The sequence below is a fragment of the Pseudomonas sp. GW822-FHT01E03 genome (assembly GCF_058802985.1).
In genome coordinates this window covers 183,214-203,063 of record NZ_JBXAOQ010000011.1, presented here as the reverse complement: position 1 = coordinate 203,063, position 19,850 = coordinate 183,214, and the positions used below count along the sequence as shown (strand labels likewise).

Annotated in this window: 24 protein-coding genes; 15 read left to right on the top strand and 9 right to left on the bottom strand. The window is 61.8% G+C overall.

Going from position 1 to position 19,850, the window contains the following annotated elements; all coding sequences use genetic code 11:
• The first annotated feature begins 68 nt into the window (after nucleotides 1-68).
• The gene (locus tag AC1RP7_RS22215; RefSeq protein WP_008053852.1) at nucleotides 69-953 is read left to right on the top strand and encodes a sugar nucleotide-binding protein; all 885 of its coding nucleotides are present in this window, start codon (nucleotides 69-71) and stop codon (nucleotides 951-953) included.
• Nucleotides 946-1,875 (top strand): NAD-dependent epimerase/dehydratase family protein, encoded by a 930-nt coding sequence (locus AC1RP7_RS22210; protein ID WP_493182746.1) that lies wholly within the window; start codon nucleotides 946-948, stop codon nucleotides 1,873-1,875. The genes AC1RP7_RS22215 and AC1RP7_RS22210 overlap by 8 nt, the downstream gene beginning before the upstream one ends.
• Before the next feature lie 184 nt (nucleotides 1,876-2,059).
• Here the strand turns inward: AC1RP7_RS22210 and AC1RP7_RS22205 are convergent, their stop codons facing one another.
• The 5 genes from AC1RP7_RS22205 to AC1RP7_RS22185 form a co-directional block, all read right to left on the bottom strand.
• A complete protein-coding gene (locus tag AC1RP7_RS22205) occupies nucleotides 2,060-2,758 on the bottom strand; it encodes an OmpW/AlkL family protein (RefSeq protein WP_090451676.1) in 699 nt (232 codons plus the stop codon).
• Between the two features lie 221 nt (nucleotides 2,759-2,979).
• Complete coding sequence (locus AC1RP7_RS22200; protein WP_090451674.1) at nucleotides 2,980-3,498, bottom strand: DUF3299 domain-containing protein; 519 nt, start codon at nucleotides 3,496-3,498, stop codon at nucleotides 2,980-2,982.
• A gap of 11 nt (nucleotides 3,499-3,509) precedes the next feature.
• Nucleotides 3,510-4,775, bottom strand: coding sequence for an ABC transporter permease (locus tag AC1RP7_RS22195; RefSeq protein WP_102670738.1), 1,266 nt, complete (start codon nucleotides 4,773-4,775; stop codon nucleotides 3,510-3,512).
• A 1-nt stretch (nucleotide 4,776) separates the two neighbouring features.
• Nucleotides 4,777-5,487, bottom strand: coding sequence for an ABC transporter ATP-binding protein (locus tag AC1RP7_RS22190; protein ID WP_057713120.1), 711 nt, complete (start codon nucleotides 5,485-5,487; stop codon nucleotides 4,777-4,779).
• 135 nt (nucleotides 5,488-5,622) lie between these two features.
• Nucleotides 5,623-6,213, bottom strand: coding sequence for a DUF2796 domain-containing protein (locus AC1RP7_RS22185; RefSeq protein WP_150813875.1), 591 nt, complete (start codon nucleotides 6,211-6,213; stop codon nucleotides 5,623-5,625).
• 135 nt (nucleotides 6,214-6,348) lie between these two features.
• On the opposite strand from AC1RP7_RS22185, the gene AC1RP7_RS22180 reads away from it, so the two are divergent.
• On the top strand, nucleotides 6,349-6,690 hold the full coding sequence (locus AC1RP7_RS22180) for a hypothetical protein (RefSeq protein ID WP_223499980.1): 342 nt from the start codon (nucleotides 6,349-6,351) through the stop codon (nucleotides 6,688-6,690).
• A gap of 103 nt (nucleotides 6,691-6,793) precedes the next feature.
• Here the strand turns inward: AC1RP7_RS22180 and trxA are convergent, their stop codons facing one another.
• The 3 genes from trxA to AC1RP7_RS22165 all read right to left on the bottom strand — a co-directional run bounded on the left by trxA (nucleotide 6,794) and on the right by AC1RP7_RS22165 (nucleotide 8,964).
• The gene (gene trxA, locus AC1RP7_RS22175; protein ID WP_493182749.1) at nucleotides 6,794-7,666 is read right to left on the bottom strand and encodes a thioredoxin; all 873 of its coding nucleotides are present in this window, start codon (nucleotides 7,664-7,666) and stop codon (nucleotides 6,794-6,796) included.
• Nucleotides 7,667-7,849: 183 nt separating this feature from the next.
• Entirely contained in the window at nucleotides 7,850-8,503 is a 654-nt protein-coding gene (locus tag AC1RP7_RS22170) for a class I SAM-dependent methyltransferase (protein WP_057713124.1), read from the bottom strand.
• A complete protein-coding gene (locus tag AC1RP7_RS22165; RefSeq protein ID WP_057713125.1) occupies nucleotides 8,500-8,964 on the bottom strand; it encodes a YbaY family lipoprotein in 465 nt (154 codons plus the stop codon). The genes AC1RP7_RS22170 and AC1RP7_RS22165 overlap by 4 nt, the downstream gene beginning before the upstream one ends.
• 127 nt (nucleotides 8,965-9,091) lie before the next feature.
• Here AC1RP7_RS22165 and nrdR point away from each other — a divergent pair, with 127 nt between their 5' ends.
• From nrdR to AC1RP7_RS22105, 12 genes are all read left to right on the top strand, one after another.
• Nucleotides 9,092-9,556, top strand: a complete 465-nt coding sequence (gene nrdR, locus AC1RP7_RS22160) for a transcriptional regulator NrdR (RefSeq protein WP_003228656.1) — start codon at nucleotides 9,092-9,094, stop codon at nucleotides 9,554-9,556.
• The gene (ribD, locus tag AC1RP7_RS22155; RefSeq protein ID WP_493182750.1) at nucleotides 9,553-10,686 is read left to right on the top strand and encodes a bifunctional diaminohydroxyphosphoribosylaminopyrimidine deaminase/5-amino-6-(5-phosphoribosylamino)uracil reductase RibD; all 1,134 of its coding nucleotides are present in this window, start codon (nucleotides 9,553-9,555) and stop codon (nucleotides 10,684-10,686) included. The genes nrdR and ribD overlap by 4 nt, the downstream gene beginning before the upstream one ends.
• 47 nt (nucleotides 10,687-10,733) lie before the next feature.
• Nucleotides 10,734-11,399, top strand: a complete 666-nt coding sequence (locus AC1RP7_RS22150; RefSeq protein ID WP_008018158.1) for a riboflavin synthase — start codon at nucleotides 10,734-10,736, stop codon at nucleotides 11,397-11,399.
• 16 nt (nucleotides 11,400-11,415) lie between these two features.
• Nucleotides 11,416-12,507, top strand: coding sequence for a bifunctional 3,4-dihydroxy-2-butanone-4-phosphate synthase/GTP cyclohydrolase II (ribBA, locus tag AC1RP7_RS22145; RefSeq protein ID WP_090451662.1), 1,092 nt, complete (start codon nucleotides 11,416-11,418; stop codon nucleotides 12,505-12,507).
• A gap of 91 nt (nucleotides 12,508-12,598) precedes the next feature.
• Complete coding sequence (gene ribH, locus AC1RP7_RS22140; RefSeq protein WP_003228649.1) at nucleotides 12,599-13,075, top strand: 6,7-dimethyl-8-ribityllumazine synthase; 477 nt, start codon at nucleotides 12,599-12,601, stop codon at nucleotides 13,073-13,075.
• Nucleotides 13,072-13,572, top strand: a complete 501-nt coding sequence (gene nusB / locus AC1RP7_RS22135; protein ID WP_042610619.1) for a transcription antitermination factor NusB — start codon at nucleotides 13,072-13,074, stop codon at nucleotides 13,570-13,572. The genes ribH and nusB overlap by 4 nt, the downstream gene beginning before the upstream one ends.
• Before the next feature lie 23 nt (nucleotides 13,573-13,595).
• On the top strand, nucleotides 13,596-14,561 hold the full coding sequence (gene thiL, locus AC1RP7_RS22130) for a thiamine-phosphate kinase (RefSeq protein ID WP_154862096.1): 966 nt from the start codon (nucleotides 13,596-13,598) through the stop codon (nucleotides 14,559-14,561).
• Nucleotides 14,558-15,061 carry a phosphatidylglycerophosphatase A family protein gene (locus tag AC1RP7_RS22125; protein WP_007970166.1) on the top strand — a complete coding sequence of 168 codons (504 nt, stop codon included), beginning with the start codon at nucleotides 14,558-14,560 and terminating at the stop codon, nucleotides 15,059-15,061. Before thiL ends, AC1RP7_RS22125 begins: the two co-directional genes overlap by 4 nt.
• A gap of 53 nt (nucleotides 15,062-15,114) precedes the next feature.
• Nucleotides 15,115-15,855 carry a substrate-binding periplasmic protein gene (locus tag AC1RP7_RS22120; protein ID WP_340314772.1) on the top strand — a complete coding sequence of 247 codons (741 nt, stop codon included), beginning with the start codon at nucleotides 15,115-15,117 and terminating at the stop codon, nucleotides 15,853-15,855.
• A gap of 163 nt (nucleotides 15,856-16,018) precedes the next feature.
• On the top strand, nucleotides 16,019-16,636 hold the full coding sequence (gene ribA / locus AC1RP7_RS22115) for a GTP cyclohydrolase II (protein ID WP_008053837.1): 618 nt from the start codon (nucleotides 16,019-16,021) through the stop codon (nucleotides 16,634-16,636).
• Nucleotides 16,633-17,052: an MFS transporter gene (locus tag AC1RP7_RS22110; protein WP_493182753.1), complete on the top strand. Its 420-nt coding sequence runs from the start codon at nucleotides 16,633-16,635 to the stop codon at nucleotides 17,050-17,052. The genes ribA and AC1RP7_RS22110 overlap by 4 nt, the downstream gene beginning before the upstream one ends.
• A complete protein-coding gene (locus AC1RP7_RS22105; RefSeq protein WP_493182754.1) occupies nucleotides 17,052-17,852 on the top strand; it encodes a cobalamin-binding protein in 801 nt (266 codons plus the stop codon). Before AC1RP7_RS22110 ends, AC1RP7_RS22105 begins: the two co-directional genes overlap by 1 nt.
• Nucleotides 17,853-17,975: 123 nt before the next feature.
• Here the strand turns inward: AC1RP7_RS22105 and AC1RP7_RS22100 are convergent, their stop codons facing one another.
• Nucleotides 17,976-19,835, bottom strand: coding sequence for a TonB-dependent receptor domain-containing protein (locus AC1RP7_RS22100; RefSeq protein WP_493182756.1), 1,860 nt, complete (start codon nucleotides 19,833-19,835; stop codon nucleotides 17,976-17,978).
• Nucleotides 19,836-19,850 lie beyond the last annotated feature (15 nt).

Sequence of the window (19,850 nt, the reverse complement as noted above, 5' to 3'; positions counted from 1 at the left end):
TCAACGACATCGCCTGGGCGCGATGTCGATAAAGCCATCGTTTCAATCAGACTGGGCCTGCTGACTCTATGCGAATGCGCCTTATGTTACTGGGCGGCGGAAATGCCCTTGGGCAGGCGCTGATTCGCCTCGGTGCGGAGGAAGACATCGGTTTCCTCGCCCCCCGCCCGCCCGAAGACGGCTGGGATGCCGCGAGCCTGACACAACTGCTCGACGACACCCGTCCCGATGCATTGATCAATCTTGCCTACTACTTCGACTGGTTTCAGGCCGAGGCGGTGAGCGAATCGCGCCTGGCCGGCCAAGAGCGCGCGATCGAGCGTCTGGCGGAACTGTGCCAGCACCACAACATCGTCCTGCTGCAACCCTCCAGCTATCGCGTGTTCGACGGCTCCCGTGCCACCGCCTACAGCGAAAAAGACGAACCGGTGCCCCTGGGCCTGCGGGGTCAGGCGTTGTGGCGGATCGAGCAAAGCGTGCGCGCCACCTGCCCGCAACACGTGCTGCTGCGTTTCGGCTGGCTGCTGGACGATAGCCCGGACGGTGCCCTTGGCCGCTTCCTCGCCCGTGCAGAACAACCCGAAGAGTTGCTGATGGCCGACGACCGACGGGGCAATCCGACGCCGGTCGACGATGCCGCCCGCGTGATCATTTCAGTGCTCAAGCAACTCGATTGCGCCGCGCCGCTGTGGGGCACCTACCACTACGCCGGGCATGAGGCGACCACGCCGCTGGCGCTGGGGCAGGCGATTCTGACCGAAGCCCGCAGCCTGCATCCGCTGGCCATCGAAGCCCCGACCGCCCAGGCCCACGCCGCGCGTCCGGATGCCGCCGAAGAACCGCAACACGCGGTACTGGCCTGCAAAAAAATTCTGCACACCTTCGGAATCAAACCACGCGCCTGGCGTGCGGCGCTTCCCGGTCTACTGGACAGGTTCTATCGCCATGGCTGACAGCCCCGTTTTGATCACCGGTGGTGCCGGTTTCATTGGTTCACACCTGACTGACGCCCTGCTTGCCAGGGGCCATGCGGTGCGGATTCTCGATGACCTGTCCACCGGCAAGCACAGCAATCTGCCGCTGGATAATCCCAGGGTCGAACTGATCGTCGGCGACGTGGCCGATGCGGCTTTGGTTGCCCAGGCGATGGCCGGATGCAGCGCCGTGGCGCACCTGGCCGCCGTGGCTTCGGTGCAGGCCTCGGTGGACGATCCGGTGCGCACACACCAGAGCAATTTCATCGGCACGCTGAACGTCTGCGAAGCCATGCGCCAGACCGGGGTCAAACGCGTGCTGTTTGCCTCCAGTGCGGCGGTGTATGGCAACAATGGCGAAGGTGAGTCGATCGACGAAGACACGCCCAAGGCGCCGTTGACGCCTTATGCGGTGGACAAGCTGGCCAGCGAGCAATACTTCGACTTCTACCATCGCCAGCATGGGCTGGAACCGGTGATTTTCCGCTTCTTCAACATCTACGGCCCGCGCCAGGATCCGTCCTCGCCGTACTCCGGGGTGATCAGCATTTTCAGCGAGCGCGCGTTGAAGGGCTTGCCGATCACGGTGTTCGGGGATGGCGAGCAGACCCGGGATTTTGTCTACGTCGAAGACCTGGTCGACTTGCTGGTGCAGGCCATCGAAATGCCCCAGGTCGAAGTCGGTGCGGTCAACGTTGGCTGGAACCAGGCGACGACCCTCAAGCAAATGCTCGAAGCGCTCGAAGCCGTGGTCGGCAATTTGCCACCGGTGAGCTACGGCCCGGCACGCTCCGGTGACATTCGTCATTCCCGGGCGAACAACCGGCGCCTGTTGGAACGCTTCAGTACCACAGAGCAGACACCGATGCGCGTGGGGCTGACGCGGTTGCTGGGGCGATAGATCGCTTCCCTGCGGAAATGAAAAAGGCGCCTTTTTACAGGCGCCTTTTTCACGGCCGGAATTTACTTTCAGCTTGTGTAATTCCTGTGGCGAGGGGGCTGGCCCCCGTTCGACTGCGCAGCAGTCGCCGTCATTTTTAAGTCTGCTCACCACCAAGCCTCATTCACCACCACGTGAACGTTCTTTAGAACTTGTAACCCAGACCCACCATGTAGATGAACGGGTCTACATCGACGTCAACCCGTGCCCGGGTGCCTGGTGCGATCGAGTTGTTCTCGACGGTGGCGCGGGTATCGATGTCGATGTAGCGCACCTGGGCGTTGATCATGATGTTATCGGTCAGCATGTAGTCAGCACCGACCTGCCACGCCAGACCCCAGGAGTTTTCCGCCTTGAAGTTGCTGAAGCCGGCGGACTGGGCCTGGCTGCCAACGTGTTCGTCGTAGATATAGGTGTAGTTGATGCCGCCGCCGACGTACGGCTGGAAGGCCGACTTCGGGTCCAGCGGGTAGTACACCAGGCTCAAGGTCGGTGGCAGGTGCTTGAGGGTGCCGAGTTTGCCGTTGGCCGCGCTCAGGGCCGTGCCCTTGAGTTTCACGTCATGCTCGAACGGTGTGGCCGCCAGCAGCTCGATACCCAGGTGGTTGGTGAGCATGTAGGCGAAGTTCAAGCCCAGTTGCGTGTCGCTGCTCATGGTCGCCTTGCCGCCCAGGTCGGCGCCCGCCAGCGGGCCTTGATCGACCTTGACGCTGGAGCTGTCGGCTTCCGGGTTGACGGTGATTGCACCGGCGCGAAGGAGGATGTCACCGGCTTCGAAGGCATTGGCGAGCGGGGCTGCGAGCGCAAGGGCAACCAGCGAAGCGCTGAGCATGGACTTGTTCATGGGGGCTCCAGAGGACGTTAAAAATGTTCGATGTCCAATGGTAAGCCGGCTAACTATTCGGTCTTTTGATGCAGCTCAATGAAAGTGGCAAGGACTGGAATTTGTGATGTTTCTGATGGCCTCATCGCGAGCAAGCTCGCTCCCACAGGAGGCATGTGATCCCCTGTGGGAGCGAGCTTGCTCGCGATGGCGGACTGACAGTCGACACAAAACGACCTGATTCACTCCGGCAGCTCATACAGATAAATCTTGTCCGCCTCCATCTGATACCCGGCATCCGCCAACTCGCTGGTGGACGCCTTGACCTGCAACGCGCCTTCGATCCAGTAAGGCTGATACAGCTCGTCCAGCTTCACGCCGACTTCGCTCTTGACGTGCACGATCTGGTTCGACGGCGGTGGCGGCACATGGATGCAGGCGCCGAAATACGGCACCAGCAGAAACTCCGTGGTACGGCCTTCCTCGCTCACTTCCAGCGGCACGATGTAACCCGGCAGGCGAATGTTCTGGCCGTCGAGGGTCTTGACCACCGGTGCGTTGGGCATGTCCTGCTTGGCTGCTGGCGCCGACTCTGCCGAGAGCGTGCTGCTCATCTGCGACAGATCATGCAACGGCGTCATGTTCGGCACTTCTTTCGGCGCGTCGGGCGGGATCATCTCCGACCAGGTCAGGTCTTTTGGCTGGGCCGCCCACAGGGGCAGGGCGACCAGCATCAACAGCGCAAGTACAGCGCGGGGCATTTTCAACGTCCTCATAAACGGATCGACAAGCCATCGGCCAGGGATTGGCGATAGGCGCGCCAGGCCGGCACGCTGCCCATCAGCAACGCGGCGATCAGGATGCCACCGAGCAGCGTCCATTCATACTCGCTCGGCCACGACAGCGGCAGGAACAGGCCGTAGTTGGCTTGCACATAACCTTGGGCCGCCGCGATGCACACATACAGCAACGCCACGCCGGCGATCACGCCCGACAGCGCCAGGGCAAAGGCTTCGAGTACCAACAGCGTCGCGATGTGCCAAGGGCGTGCGCCCACCGAGCGCAGGATTGCCATTTCCCGACGGCGCTCGTTGAGGCTGGTGAGAATCGCTGTGAGCATGCCGATCAACCCGGTCAGCACCACAAACAGCGAGACCACGAACAAGGCTTTTTCCGCAGTGCCCATCAGACTCCACAGCTCTTGCAACGCCACGCCTGGCAGGATCGCCAGCATCGGCTCGCCACGGAATTCGTTGATTTCCCGTTGCAGGGCAAAGGTCGAAATCTTGTTGTTGAGGCCGAGCATGAACGCGGTGATCGCTTGCGGCGTGAGGTCCATGTTGCGCGCCTGATCAGCCGTGATGCGGCCCTCGCCCCGGGCCGGCACGCCGTTATGCCAGTCGATGTGAATCGCTTCCATGCCACCGAGGCTGATGTGTAGCGTGCGGTCCACCGGTGTGCCGGTGCGCTTTAGAATGCCGACCACAGTGAACGGTTTGTCGTCGTGCTTGACCAGGCTGATCGCTGCCACGCCATGGGCCAGCACCAGTTTGTCGCCGAGTTTGTAGTGCAGTGCATCGGCCACTTCGGCACCGAGCACCACTTCGAACGGGTCGGTTTCGAAGGCGCGGCCATCGCTCAGTTGCAGGTGTTGCTGGCGCCCGTACTGGTAATGCTCGAAGTAGGCTTCGGTGGTGCCCATCACCCGGTAGCCGCGATGGGAGTCGCCGAGGGACATCGGGATCGCCCACTTCACTTTCGGGTTGCTGGCGAAGTGTTCGAAGCTGTCCCAGCGGATGTTGTTGGTGGCGTTGCCGATGCGGAACACCGAGTACAGCAGCAGGTTCACCGAGCCTGAGCGGGCGCCGACGATCAGGTCGGTGCCGCTTATTGTGCTGGCGAAACTGGCCTTGGCTTCGGTGCGCACGCGCTCCACTGCCAGCAACAGGCACACCGACAGGGCGATGGCGAACGCCGTGAGGATCGCGGTGAAGCGACGGTTAGCCAGGCTGGCCATGGCTAGACGAAACAGATACATCTCAGACCTCGGACGGGGTAGCGGCGCGATTGAGTTCGGCCAGCGACAGGTTGTGGTCGAACAGCGGCGCCAGGCTCTGGTCGTGGCTGACGAACAACAGGCTCGAGCCGGCTTCGCGGCACTCGGCGAACAGCAGGCGAATGAAGTTCTCGCGGGCGTCGTAATCGAGGGCTGAGGTCGGTTCGTCGGCGATCACCAGTTCCGGTTGACCGATCAGTGCGCGGGCGGCGGCGACCCGTTGCTGCTGGCCGATGGACAACGAATCGGCGCGGCGACCGAGGATGTTTTCATCCTTCAACCCCAGATGGGCGAGCAGTGTGGCGGCGGCTTTGTCGACGCTGCCGTGACGTTGTTTCGCTCGTTCGGCGCGCAGTTTCGAGAAGTGGCAGGGCAGTTCGACGTTTTCACGCACCGACAGAAACGGCAGCAGGTTGAACTGCTGAAAGATGTAGCCGGTGTGATCGACACGGAAGTGGTCGCGGGCGCCGGCCGAGAGTTGCGTCAGCTCCTGGCCGAGCAGGCGGATGCTGCCGCGATCAGGCTTTTGCACGCCGCCGAGCAGACCGAGCAGGGTGGTCTTGCCGCTGCCGCTGGGGCCTTTGAGGAACAGGGTTTCGCCGCGCTCCAGGCGAAACGCCGGGATGTCCAGCAGCGGCGGGTGACCGGGCCAGCTGAAGCCCAGGTCGGACAGTTCGATGAGTGCTTGGGTCATGTGAAACCGGTCTGGTTGGTGGTGAACCCTTGTAGGAGCGAGCCTGCTCGCGAAAAACCTGAGAGCACCGAGGTGAATCAGGTTGCCCGCGTTATCGTTGGCGTCCATCGCGAGCAAGCTCGCTCCTACAGTGGGTCAGAATTTCAGCGCAGCAGCTTTGGCCGTCACTTCAACCCCTTGCTGCCCGCTCGGGCCGATCAGTTGTACCTGAATTTTTTGGGTGGCCGGGAAGCGGGTGAAAATATTCGCCAGGTCCAGTGACTTCAGTGCCGCTGGCGTGGCGCAAGTGAACTGATAGTGAGCGTGGATTTCGCTGTGGTCATGGTGATGTTCGTGGCCGTCTTCGTCCTTGGCGTCTTCATCGTGATCATCGTCGGCATCGGGCTTGTCGCCGAACAATGGACTTTCCAGTTCCTGGTTTTCCACCACGCAACCAGCGGCTGTTGGAAGGTTGAACAGCGCCAGTGGTTTTTCGAGCTGAGCGCGGACAGCGGCGACTTTAGCCTTGTCTGCGTCGCTGGTGGCGACGTGCTCGAACCCCACCAGGTTCATGGCCGGGCTTTCCAGCTCCAGCTCCAGGGTCTTGCCGTCCAGCGCCGCATTCAGGCGTCCCACGCCATGTTCGTGGGCACCCAGGCTGCCATGCTCGTGATCGTGTTCGTCGGCGGCATGGGCGACAGCCAGCGGCAACATGGCAAACGGCAGGGCGAGAAGCAGACGACGCATGACGAGTCTCCGAAAAGTAAAATGAAGAAAATGTTATGTAATCTTATAACGTGATTGCGGAGAGTTTGACTGTCTGCTTGGCGTTGCACAAGTCCCATGGGAGCATGCCGGGAAGAAATGTGCGGGAGCAGACCTATGTTGCGAATTCGCGGAAGCATCGGCGACTGGCCGGTGGATTTGACCCTGGAGATGGACGACGCGGACTGGGCGCGACTAGGGGCGCAGTTGCAGGTGGAAAAAACCCCGGTCAGCGTGCCAGCGGCGAAACCGTTGAACCAGGATGATGCGCTGTGGCAGATTGCCCGGGATTTGCTGCGCAAGGCCGGGCAGCTCAGCGGGCCGGACCTGCTCGATCAACTGGAAGGCCTGACCGGCAGTGCAGCGGCGGGCAAACGGCTGCTGGTGCGCCTGCGCCACAGTTCGGATGTGAAGGTGGAAAGCGGCGGGGATACACCGCTGTATCGCTGGTTGGTTTAGGAGCGAGCTTGCTCGCGATGGGCATCAACGATAACGCGGGAAACCTGATTCACCTCGGTGCTCTCAGGTTTTTCGCGAGCAAGCTCGCTCCTACAGGGTCGATTTAGTACAGCGCAGCAAACAACTTGCGGCGGTACGTGCTGACCAACGGATGATCGTTGCCCAACAACTCGAACACCTGCAACAAGGTCCTGTGCGGCAAGCCTTCGCTGTAGCTGCGGTTGCGGGTGAACAACTTCAGCAATGCATCCAGCGCGGCGTCGTACTGCTGACGGGCCAATTGCTGGATCGCCAGTTGATAGACCGCCTCATCGTCCAGCGGGTCTTTCGCCAGTCGGGCCTTCAGGTCGGCGGCATCCGGCAAGTCCCTGGCCAGACCGAGAAACTTGATCTGTGCCTTGGCGCCGGCCAGCGCGGCCTTGTGCTCATCGCTCTTGACCGCATCCAGCACGGTTTGCGCTTCGCCCAGTTCACCGCGCTCGGTCAGGCAGCGGGCGTACAGGATCAGTGCCTTGGCGTTGGTGTTATCTTCACCCAGGATCACTTTGAGCTGCGCTTCGGCATCGGCAAAACGGCTGTCGTCGAACAGCGCCTGGGCCTGTTCGAACGGATCGGCGGCGGCCGGTGGCGGCATCTGCACATGGGGTTCGAGCAGGGCACGCACGGCCGACTCCGGCTGCGCACCGGCAAAGCCATCGACAGGCTGGCCGTCCTTGAACAGCACCACGGTCGGCAGGCTGCGGATGCCGAAGCGGGCGACGATGTCTTGTTCGATGTCACAGTTGACCTTGGCCAGCAGCAACTCACCCTGATAGCTCTCGGCAATGCTCTGCAGCATCGGCATCAGCACTTTGCAGGGCGCGCACCATTCGGCCCAGAAATCCACCAGCACTGGTTTGTGGAAGGAGTTCTCGATCACCGACTGGTCGAAATCGGCAGTCGTGGCGTCGAAGATGTACGGCGTTTCCTGACTCATGGGCAATCTCGTAAAAGCGTGAATGGGGCAACTATACGGCTTGGTGGGGGCGCGCCGGAAGCGGGGTGGCCGTTAGATATGTTTCGTCTGACAGGACGTCATCGCGAGCAAGCTCGCTCCCACAGGGGATTTGTGGACGACACGGGTCCAGTGCAGGAGCGAGCCTGCTCGCGATGCTTCTAGCTAGCGCTGCGCGTGGTACAGGCTCACATGCCGAAACTCGTGGGGCTCGGCCAGATCCGGCAGGGTCATGGCTTCGAGCATTTCGATGCGCCGGTACAACGGATGACGGAAATCCCTGACGCGGGAGTCCGCGACCAGTGCCTCTCGGCCGCGGCTGAGGAACTGGTCGAGCAGCGGCAGGTTGGCCCGGTCGTACAGCACATCCGCCACCAGGATCAGATCGAAGCGATCGGCCTCGGCGAAAAAGTCCGTCGAGTAATTGAGCTGTACGTTATTGAGCTCGGCATTGGCCCGACACGCGGCAATCGCCAGCGGGTCGAGGTCGCAGGCCAGTACTTCGAGCGCCCCGGCCTTCGCCGCCGCAATCCCCGCCACCCCGGAGCCGGCACCGAAATCCAGTACCCGCTTGCCTTCGACCCAATGGGGGTTTTCGGCCAGATAGCGGGCCACGGCCAGGCCGCTGGCCCAGCAGAAACTCCAGTACGGCGGTTCATGCAGGATGCGCCGGGTCTCTTCCGGGCTGAAGGCGCGGTCCATGTTGTCGCCGTCGATCAGCCACAACTTCAGGTCGGTCCCTGGTAACTCACAGGCGACCAATTGCGCATCACCGAGCAGTTCACCCAACGCCTTTTGCAGGTCGAACGGTGCACTCATGGGGCTTTGACGAATTGCAGTTGGCCCAGGGCCTGGGTGGTCGGCTGGGTAATCAGTTGCGACGGCAGGTGCAGGATCAACTGCCCGGACTGACTGGCGCGGCCTCGCAGTTCAACGCGGGCCCCGGCCGGAAAGGATTCCGGATTGAAGCGCAGGTGAAACGGCAGAACCTGGTTGTTGCCGATCAGGCTGGAGCTGGCGAGCAATTGTTGCGGGCGGTCCTTATCGTCGATCACCAGCAATGCCAGTTCGACTTCAGCGCCAGCTGGAACGCCTTGCAAGGTGCCGCTCAGTTCACGCTGATGGGCGGGCAGAGGGCCGAGTGCGGCGGCCTCCCGAGCTTTCTTCTGCGCTTGCTGCGGCACCGGGCCAGGCGTTGGCGGCTGGGGCTTGGGTGCATCGCTGCTGCAGGCCACCAGCAGGCTGAAAACACTGAGCAAAATGAGCGGACGTAACGACATTGGTGGCTCCATAACGCTGAATTCCATGGATCAAGTGATCATCCCGTCTGTATACCGCAAACCCTATGGCTTGTCTTGCCACGGGGATGCGCTACCATGGCCCTCCCTTTTTTTGTTGCCTGCCACCATGCACTGTCCCTTCTGCGGTGCCAACGACACCAAGGTCATCGACTCGCGTCTGGTCGCCGAGGGCGAACAGGTGCGCCGCCGGCGTGAATGCCTGGCCTGCGGCGAGCGTTTCACGACGTTCGAGACGGCTGAACTGGTGTTGCCGCGCCTGATCAAAACCGACGGCAGTCGCCAGCCGTTCGACGAAGAAAAACTCCGCGCCGGCATGCAGCGCGCGCTGGAAAAGCGCCCGGTGAGTGTCGAGCGCCTCGAGTCGTCGCTGGTGCACATCAAACACAAACTGCGCGCCACCGGCGAACGCGAGGTCAAATCCCTCGTGGTCGGCGAACTGGTGATGGCCGAGCTGCAGAAGCTCGACGAAGTCGCCTACATCCGCTTCGCCTCGGTGTATCGCCGCTTCCAGGACCTCAACGAGTTCCGCGAAGAGATCGATCGCCTGGCCCGTGAACCGGTGAAAGAATGACCACTTGCGCCGAACAAGCCATCCTCGACGCCCATTTCATGGCCCGTGCCCTGGAACTGGCGCGCAAGGGGCATTACACGACGCACCCCAATCCGCGGGTCGGTTGCGTGATCGTGCAGGGCGGGCAGATTGTCGGCGAAGGCTGGCACGAGCGCGCCGGCGAGCCCCACGCTGAAGTCCACGCCCTGCGCGCGGCTGGTGAGCAGGCTCGTGGCGCCACCGCTTACGTGACGCTTGAACCTTGCAGCCATCACGGCCGTACGCCGCCCTGTGCCGATGCACTGATCAATGCCGGTGTGGCCCGCGTGGTCGCGGCAATGCAGGACCCGAACCCGGAAGTCGCCGGTCGCGGTCTTCAACGCCTGGCCCAAGCCGGTATCGCCACCGAAAGCGGCGTGCTGGAAGGCGAGGCGCGCAAGCTTAATCAAGGCTTTCTGAAACGCATGGAACACGGCTTGCCGTTCGTGCGGGTCAAGTTGGCCATGAGCCTCGACGGGCGAACCGCCATGGAAAGCGGCGAAAGCCAGTGGATCACCGGCCCCGCGGCGCGCTCGGCAGTGCAGCGTTTGCGCGCGCAAGCCAGTGTGGTACTGACCGGCGCCGATACGGTGCTGGCGGACAACGCACGGTTGACCGTGCGCGCCGATGAGTTGGGGCTGGATGCAGAGCAAACAGCCTTGGTCATGAGCCGTCCGCCGTTGCGGGTGTTGGTCGACGGCCGCCTGCGGGTGCCGCTGGATGCACCGTTCTTCAAGGCAGGCCCGGCGCTGGTCGCCACCTGCGTAGCGGTTGAAGAGCAATATGCCAACGGTCCGGAGTGCCTGATCGTGCCGGGCTACGACGGTCAGGTCGATCTGCGTCAGCTATTGGTTGAACTCGCAACCCGTGGCGTCAACGAAGTGCTGGTCGAGGCCGGCCCGCGCCTGGCAGGTGCCTTTGCCCAACTCGGTCTGGTGGACGAGTTCCAGATTTTCATTGCCGGCAAGTTCCTGGGTTCCTCGGCGCGGCCGCTGCTGGACTGGCCGCTCGTGCAAATGAAGGATGCGCCCGAGCTCAAAATCATCGAAATTCGTGCCGTTGGCGATGACTGGCGAGTCATCGCCATTCCTTTGCCAGCAGCAAGCGTATAATTTCCGGCCATCGCGCAAGCTTTGGCTTTGTTCTCGAGGAGAACCTCATGTTTACCGGCATCATCGAATCCATCGGCAGTATTCGTGCATTGACCCCAAAGGGCGGTGATGTGCGGGTTCACGTCGAAACCGGCAAGCTCGACCTGAGCGATGTCAAACTGGGCGACAGCATCGCGGTCAACGGCGTGTGCCTGACTGCCGTTGAATTGCCGGGCAATGGCTTTGCGGCGGACGTCAGTCGTGAAACCCTCGACTGCACCGCCATGAACGACCTGAAAAGCGGCAGCCCGGTCAATCTGGAAAAAGCCCTGACCCCGACCACTCGCCTCGGCGGGCATCTGGTCAGCGGTCACGTCGACGGCGTGGGCGAAGTGGTTGCCCGTACCGAAAATGCGCGCGCCGTGGAATTCCGCATCCGCGCGCCAAAGGATCTGGCGAAGTACATCGCCCATAAAGGCTCGATCACCGTCGACGGCACCAGCCTCACCGTGAACGCAGTCGATGGCGCCGAGTTCCTGCTGACCATCATTCCCCACACCCTGAGCGAAACCATCATGGCGTCGTACCAGCCAGGCCGCCGGGTGAACCTGGAAGTGGACTTGCTGGCCCGTTACCTGGAGCGTCTGCTGCTGGGCGACAAGGCCGCAGAGCCGACTGCCGGCAGCACCATTACCGAAAGCTTTCTGGCCGCCAACGGCTACCTCAAATCCTGACCCAAGGGGGTGCCTTGTGGCGCTCAATAGCATCGAAGAACTGGTTGAAGACATCCGCCAAGGCAAGATGGTCATCCTCATGGATGACGAAGACCGCGAGAACGAAGGCGACCTGATCATGGCCGCCGAGTGCTGCAAGCCCGAGCACATCAACTTCATGGCCAAGCACGCCCGTGGCCTGATCTGCATGCCGATGAGCCGCGAGCGCTGCGAACTGCTCAAGCTGCCGTTGATGGCGCCGCGCAACGGGTCCGGTTTCGGCACCAAGTTCACCGTATCGATCGAAGCGGCCACCGGCGTGACCACCGGCATCTCCGCCGCCGACCGTGCGCGCACCGTGCAGGCCGCCGCCGCCCGTGATGCCAAGGCTGAAGACATCGTCAGCCCGGGCCACATCTTCCCGCTGATGGCTCAGGCCGGCGGCACCCTGGCCCGTGCCGGCCACACCGAAGCGGCGTGCGACCTGGCGCGCATGGCCGGTTACGAGCCTAGCGGGGTGATCTGCGAAGTGATGAACGACGACGGCACCATGTCCCGTCGCGCCGAGTTGGAAGCCTTTGCCGCCGAACACGACATCAAGATCGGCACCATCGCCGACCTGATTCACTACCGGATGATCCACGAACGTACCGTTCAGCGGATTGCCGAGCAGCCACTGGACAGCGAACTGGGCCAATTCAACCTGGTGACCTATCGTGATTCCGTGGAAGGCGACGTGCACATGGCACTGACCCTGGGCAACGTGTGTGCCGAAGAGCCGACCCTGGTTCGCGTGCACAACATGGACCCGCTGCGTGACCTGCTGATGGTCAAGCAACCGGGCCGCTGGAGCCTGCGCGCCGCCATGTCCGCGGTTGCCGAGGCCGGTAGCGGCGTGGTGCTGTTGCTCGGTCACCCGCTCGATGGCGACGTGTTGCTGGCGCATATCCGCGAAACCGCCGATCACGCCGCCGTGAAAAAACCGACCACCTACAGCACTGTTGGTGCCGGTTCGCAGATCCTGCGCGACCTTGGCGTACGCAAAATGCGCCTGATGTCGGCACCGATGAAATTTAATGCGATATCCGGTTTCGATCTGGAAGTTGTAGAATACGTGCCCTCCGAATAATGACCGGTTGTTCCCGGCCTTGAATTCGCGGCAAATAAATCACTGAGGGGCGCGTAGAAGACGCGTCCCGGCTCTTTAAGAGATCTAACGAATGACCCTGAAGACCATCGAAGGTACCTTCATCGCCCCTAAAGGCCGCTACGCTCTGGTAGTGGGCCGCTTCAACAGCTTCGTCGTTGAAAGCCTGGTCAGCGGTGCAGTTGATGCCCTGGTTCGCCACGGCGTGAGCGAAAGCGACATCACCATCATCCGCGCACCTGGCGCCTTCGAAATTCCGCTGGTTGCGCAGAAAGTCGCCCAGAAAGGCGAATTCGCGGCAATCATCGCCCTGGGCGCGGTCATTCGTGGCGGCACTCCGCACTTCGAATACGTGGCTGGCGAGTGCACCAAGGGCCTGGCCCAGGTGTCCATGGAGTTCGGCGTTCCGGTCGCTTTCGGCGTCCTGACCGTTGATTCCATCGAGCAAGCCATCGAACGTTCCGGCACCAAGGCCGGCAACAAAGGTGCTGAAGCTGCCCTGTCCGCTCTGGAAATGGTCAGCCTGCTGGCGCAGTTGGAGGCCAAGTGATTAGCGACGAAAGCGATCGTTTCAACCCGCGCGATCCAAAGCCTGCGGATGCCGGCAAGCCATCGAAAAGCGCCAAGCGCCGCGAAGCCCGTCAGCTCGCGACCCAGGCGCTGTACCAATGGCACATGGCCAAGCAGTCGCTGAACGAGATCGAAGCGCAGTTCCGGGTCGATAACGATTTCACCGATGTCGACGGTGCGTACTTCCGCGAAATTCTGCACGGGGTTCCGCAGTTCAAGACCGAAATCGACACCGCGCTCACGCCATGCCTGGACTTGACCATCGAAGAGCTGGACCCGGTTGAACTGGCCGTTCTGCGCCTGTCGACTTGGGAACTGCTCAAGCGCGTCGACGTGCCGTACCGCGTTGTGATCAACGAGGGTATCGAACTGGCCAAGGTCTTCGGTTCCACCGACGGCCACAAGTTCGTCAACGGTGTGCTCGACAAGCTGGCCCCGCGTCTGCGTGAAGCTGAAGTGAAGGCGTTCAAGCGCTGATTGGCGTTTGGACAGGATACCTGATGGGCGAGTTTGAGCTGATCCGCAATTTCTTCGCCGCCGCGCCTTGTGCGCAGGGCGGCGAAGGCGTTGCCCTCGGAATTGGCGATGACTGCGCCTTGCTGGCTGTTCCCTCCGGGGAGCAGATGGCGATTTCTACCGATACGTTGGTGGCCGGCGTGCATTTCGCCGATCCCTGCGATCCGTTTCTGCTCGGTCAGCGCTCGCTGGCCGTGGCCGTCAGCGACCTGGCCGCCATGGGCGCCACCCCGATTGCCTTTACCCTTGCCCTGACCTTGCCGACGGTGACCGCCGATTGGCTGCAAGCCTATGCCCGTGGTTTGAACCAGATGGCGCAAAGCTGCGGCGTGGCGCTGGTGGGCGGTGACACGACCCGCGGGCCGCTGAGCCTGACCATGACCGTGTTCGGCCGCGTGCCGGCCGGTCAGGCGCTGACCCGCAGCGGTGCGCAACCGGGCGACCTGCTGTGTGTCGGCGGCAACCTGGGCAATGCCGCCGGTGCCTTGCCCTTGGTGCTCGGCCAGCGCACGGCCGAAGCGCGCATTGCCGAGCCGTTGCTGGCGCATTACTGGTCGCCGCAACCACAGCTCGGTTTGGGGCAGGCGCTACGGGGCAAGGCGACTTCGGCGATGGATATCTCCGACGGCCTGCTCGCTGACTGCGGGCATATCGCGCTGGCGTCGAAGGTTGGTATCGAAGTCGAGCGGGATCGTTTGCCACTGTCGCAGAGCCTGGTCGACTTTCTCGGCCAATCGGACGCACAGGTTGCGGCCCTGAGCGGCGGCGACGACTACGTCCTGGCCTTCACCTTACCGTCCGTCGAGTTGCCGCTATTGCTGGCCGATGGCTGGCCAATCCATGTGATTGGTCAAGTGGTGACGGGGCAGGGCGTGAAGCTGCTGGACGCCGATGGCAAAGACATCACCCCGCAAACCCGGGGTTATCAACATTTTCGGGAGTCACCGTGACAGATCATCCCAAACAGGTCCCGGCGGAATTCGTACCGCCGTCGGTCTGGCGTAATCCATGGCATTTCCTGGCGTTCGGCTTTGGCTCGGGCACCTTGCCAAAGGCGCCCGGCACTTGGGGGTCGTTGGTTGCGCTGCCCTTTATTCCGTTGTGGCAGATGCTGCCCGACTGGGGTTACTGGCTGATGCTGGGCATCACCATGCTGTTCGGCTTCTGGCTGTGCGGCAAAGTGGCCGACGATTTGCGGGTACACGATCATGAAGGCATCGTCTGGGACGAAATGGTCGGGATGTGGATCACCCTGTGGCTGGTGCCGGAGGGCTGGCAGTGGTTGCTGGCGGGTTTCCTGATGTTCCGCTTCTTCGACATTCTCAAGCCATGGCCGATTCGCTGGATTGACCGGCACGTACATGGCGGCGTCGGCATCATGCTCGATGATGTCCTGGCCGGGGTGTTCGCCTGGTTGGCGATGCAGGGACTGGTGTGGTTTTTCGCCTGACCGGGGATTTCCAGGCGTTGATCATGAGAGCTGTTTATCGGGGGAAGCGGGGGATGACTGTACGCGGATTGATGGTGATGGCGTTCGCGATGTTTTGCTCTTGTGTCCAGGCGGGAGGAGGGGGGGCTACGCCGCCGTCGGTGATTCATCTGGCCAGCGAAGAGTGGGAAGGCTACACCGCCGCTGACGGTCATGGACTGGGTTGGGACGTGCTACGGCAAGTGTTCGAGCCGGCGGGCGTCAAGGTCGACATCCGTACCGAGCCCTACGTACGTTCGCTGGGCCTGGCCGAACGTGGCGAGGTCGATGCCTGCGTCGGCTCCTATCGTGACGATTCTGAGGGTGTGCTCTATCCCCATTGGAACTTCGACACTGATCACATCTATGCCCTGGGCCTGGCCAGCAGTCCGGTACCCACCCCGCAAACCCTGGGCAATTATCGACTGGCCTGGGTTCGTGGCTACGACTACCAGGATTACTTGCCCAATGTGCGCCACTTCGACGAAGTGCAGCGGCGTACCGGCATCGAGTCGATGCTGATCCACAATCGTGCCGACTTTTACATCGATGCCCTGACCGAAGTCGATGACGTCATCAAGCGCGCCAAGGATCCGTCCCAACTGCGGCGCACCCATATCGCCGAGTTGCCGCTGTACCTTTGCTTTGCCAAGACCCCTAAGGCGCGCGCGTTAATGGCCCTGTTCGACCAGCGCATGGAGCAACTGGTGAAAAGCGGCGAGTTGAAACCGATTTTTGAACGCTGGAAACAGCCTTATCCGTTCGAAGATAATTGACCCCGATTCAAGGACTGATACTGAACCTTGTGGGAGTGTCTTCAGGGCGTATATCAAACATTTTGATAGTTATCGCCGATAATTCAGCCTAAGCGTCCTCCGGAACCTGCTGTTACAATGCCGGCTCTGCGAATCTTCAGACTTTTAGATCAGGAGCACACCGGTGCCTGTCGTTTTTGTCGCCGCTTCCAAGCTGCCAACGCCTTTTGCGCAATTCACCATGCATGGCTTTCTCGATGAAGCCACCGGCCGCGAGCACGTTGTGCTGAGCCTGGGTGAATTCGACGACGGTGCCCCGGTACTCGGCCGGTTGCACTCCGAATGCCTGACGGGCGATGCCCTGTTCAGCCAGCGTTGCGACTGCGGCTCGCAACTGGAGGCCGCCTTGCAGGCCATCGCCCGCGAAGGTCGTGGCGTATTGCTCTACCTGCGTCAGGAAGGCCGGGGCATTGGTCTGCTGAACAAGATCCGCGCCTATGAGCTGCAGGACGGTGGCGCCGACACCGTTGAAGCCAACGAACGCCTGGGCTTTGCCGCCGACCAGCGTGACTACGCCATGTGCCTGCCGATGCTGGAGCACCTGGGCGTGAAGTCACTGCGCCTGATGACCAACAACCCGCGCAAGGTCAAAGCCTTGACCGACATGGGTATCGTGGTCGCCGAGCGCGTGCCGCTGCACACCGGCCACAACCCGCATAACCGACTCTACCTGGCGACCAAGGCCAGCAAGCTCGATCACATGATGGGCAATGAGCATCAGGGCGAGGTAGACCGGGCGTGACCCGCGGTCAGGTGCGGCGGCGACTGTCCGTCAACTGGTGGCAATACCTGGCACTGGCCTTGTTGCCGCTGTTTGTGATCAATGCGGTGTTCGGCCAGAGCGAAGCCATTCTGCCGGTGCTGGCGATGCCGTTGTTCATCGCCGGAGTTGCCTCGATGTTTGTCAGCCTGAAGTTTTTCGGCGCCTACAAACACGCACTGATCGCCACCCAGAAAGCCCTCGATACCCCTGAAGAACCTGCTGCCTGGATCAGTCTGGCGGCCAAGCGGCGCCCGGCATTCCTGGCTGCCGGGCTGCCGGCCTGGATCGCTGCCCTGGCGGTGTTCGTCGGTCTCGAAGCCGTGCCGCTGATGCTGCTGGCACTGTCGACCGCCGTGTTGTTCTACCTCTACCGTATTCCGCGTCAACTCGGTTGATGCGCGCGCTCTGGCTGGCGGTGTTGCTGCTGGCCGCCAGTGGCTCGGCCGTCGCGGTCGAACGGGTTGTCAGCCTCGCACCGTCGCTCTCTGAAATCGTCGTTGAACTGGGCTCCGCCGACCTCCTGGTCGGTGTGCTGGACGCCGGTGAGCGACCTGCTGAACTCAAGGACCTGCCCTCCGTTGGCCGCTATGGCCAGCTGGATATGGAGCGCTTGCTCAGCCTCAAGCCCGATCTGTTGCTGCTATGGCCCGGTAGTGTCGGCCCGGCCCAGCGTGACCAGCTCAAGCGCCTGAACATTCCCACCTACGTCGCCGAGCCCCATAGCCTGGACCAGCTCGCCGCGCAGATCGAGGCCATTGCTGCTGAGCTCGATCGGCCTGAACGCGGAATTTCATTGGCCAGCGATCTACGCCAGCGACTGGATGAGTTGCGCCAGCGCTATCGCCGGGACAAGCCGTTACGAGTCTTCTATCAGGTCTGGGATCGGCCGCTGTACACGGTTGGCGGCGAGCAGATCATCAGCGATGCGCTGGAGACCTGCGGTGCGCAAAACGTGTTTGCCGACCTGAAGCTGCCGGCACCGCAAGTCAGTGTGGAGGCGGTGTTGCAGCGTAATCCCGAGGTGATTCTGGCCAGCGATCAGGCGCAGCTTGATGCGTGGAAAGCCTGGCCGCAGGTGGCGGCGGTATCACAAGGACAATTGCGCCTGGTGACGGACAAGGGCCTGGAGCGGCCGAGTGGGCAGATGATCGATGCAACGGCAAAGCTTTGTCATTTGATTGCGCCAGACCGCTGAGACCGAGGTGCCTTCATCGCGAGCAAGCTCGCTCCCACAGGGATCCGGTTTGATCGAAAAACCAAAACCTGTGGGAGCGAGCTTGCTCGCGATGAGGCCGGTCCACACACCTCTTATTTTGGATCAGATCTCTGGTGTCCACGTCACCTCGAACATCCACGCCCGACCTTCCTCGCGATACCCATACTGGCTACCTTGGTAGCTGTACAGCGCCCGGCTGTAACCCTTGTCCAGCAGGTTATCGACCTTCAGCTCCAGCTGGATTTCACGATTGAGCTCCCAACTGCTGCGCAACCCCAACAGGGCATAACCACCCAACGGCTGTTGATTGTTCAAGTCGTCATAGCTGCTGCTGACCGCTTGCCAACTGGCGCCGAGGCCCAGGCGATCGAACTGTCGGTCCAGGTCCAGGCTCAAGGTGCGCCGCGCACGACGGGCCAGGGTGTGGCCCGTATCACGGTCGCGTGGGTCGATGATCGCCACGCCAAGGTTGCTCTGCCAGCCGAACAGTTCCTGCTTCAGCGCTGCTTCGAAGCCGTTGATCCGTGCCGAGGCGACGTTTTCGGGGCGTGAGTTGCTGCCGAAAATGATCGCGTCTTCAAGGTCGGTGCGATACAGCGACGTCTCCAGGCGACTGCTCTCGGTCAATTGGCTGCGCCATTGCAGCTCATAGCTCTTGGATGTTTCGGGTTTCAAATCCGGGTTGCTGAAATCCGGGTAATACAGATCGTTGAACGTCGGCGCGCGGAAGCCTTCGCTATAGGTCAGCAGCACTTCGTTGTCCGGGTTCAGCGGCAGGGTGAAGGTGCCGCTCCAGGTGTTCTGGCTGCCGAACTGCTGGTTATCGTCGTGACGCAGACCCAACTCCGTAGAGAAACTGTCGGCCTGAAAGCGATGCTGGATAAACGCGGCGCGGTTCCAGCGGCTGTCTTCGTCGAACGCTGTGGTGCTGTTGATTCGGTCTTCGTACCAGTCGCCGCCCAGCATCAGGCTATTGCGCTCGTTGAGCGTCAGGTCGTTCTGCCAGTTAACCGAGTCGCGGTAGGTGTTGAAAATGCTGCGTTCGTCACTGAGCTTGTCGAGGGTTTTCTCGCGGTTTTCGCTGTGGCCGAGTTCGACGCGGGTTTTCCATACTTCATTGATTCGCGCGTCAATGTAACTGCTGACACTGCTCACATCGAATTCGTTGTAGGGCTGCTGTTGAACTGAATCGAACGGACTGTCGAACTCGCTCTTGCCACGGTTATCCAGCACGTTGGCGCCGACTTCGACGTCTTCCGTCAGGGCGTGACTCAGGCTCAGGCTGAGGGATTTGTTGCGGTAGGCGTCGTGATCGCCATCACTGGGATACGACTCGTGGGTGCGATTGATCCCGGCGGTTTCATCGAGGCTGGCGCCGAGGTTGAAGCGGGTTCGCTCATCACCACCGGACAGGCCAAGGCTGCGCTCCCAGGTCTGATTACTGCCAAAACCGGTGTGCATGCGCGGTTGCAGGCCTTGTTCACCGCCGCGGCGGGTGAAGATCTGGATCACCCCGCCAATCGCATCGCTGCCGTAAATCACCGAGCGGGAGCCGCGCAGCACCTCCACGCGCTCGACCTGTTCGATATTGATGTGTTGCAGGTTGCTGTCGCCGGAGGTCGAACTGCCGATGCGTTGGCCATCCACCAGCACCAGGCTCTGGGCCGACTGGGTGCCGCGGATGTAGACCCCCGGAATGCTGCCGCGCCCGCCGGACTGCGAGATTTGCACACCCGGTACCCGACGCAACAGGTCAGTGACGCTATCGGGTTGCAGGCGATCGATGTCGTCGCGGGTGAACACGGTGTTGGCGGCGCTGCTGTCATTGCGCGCTTCGACCTGGCGGTTGGCGCTGATCAACACGTCGGGCAGCTTCAGGGCCTGGTCGCGTTCGAAGGTGTCGGCAAGGGCGTAGGCGGTGGGCAGCAGAAAAAGAGGCAGGGCGAGGCGGGAAAACTTCATGGGTAGTCCGATGGT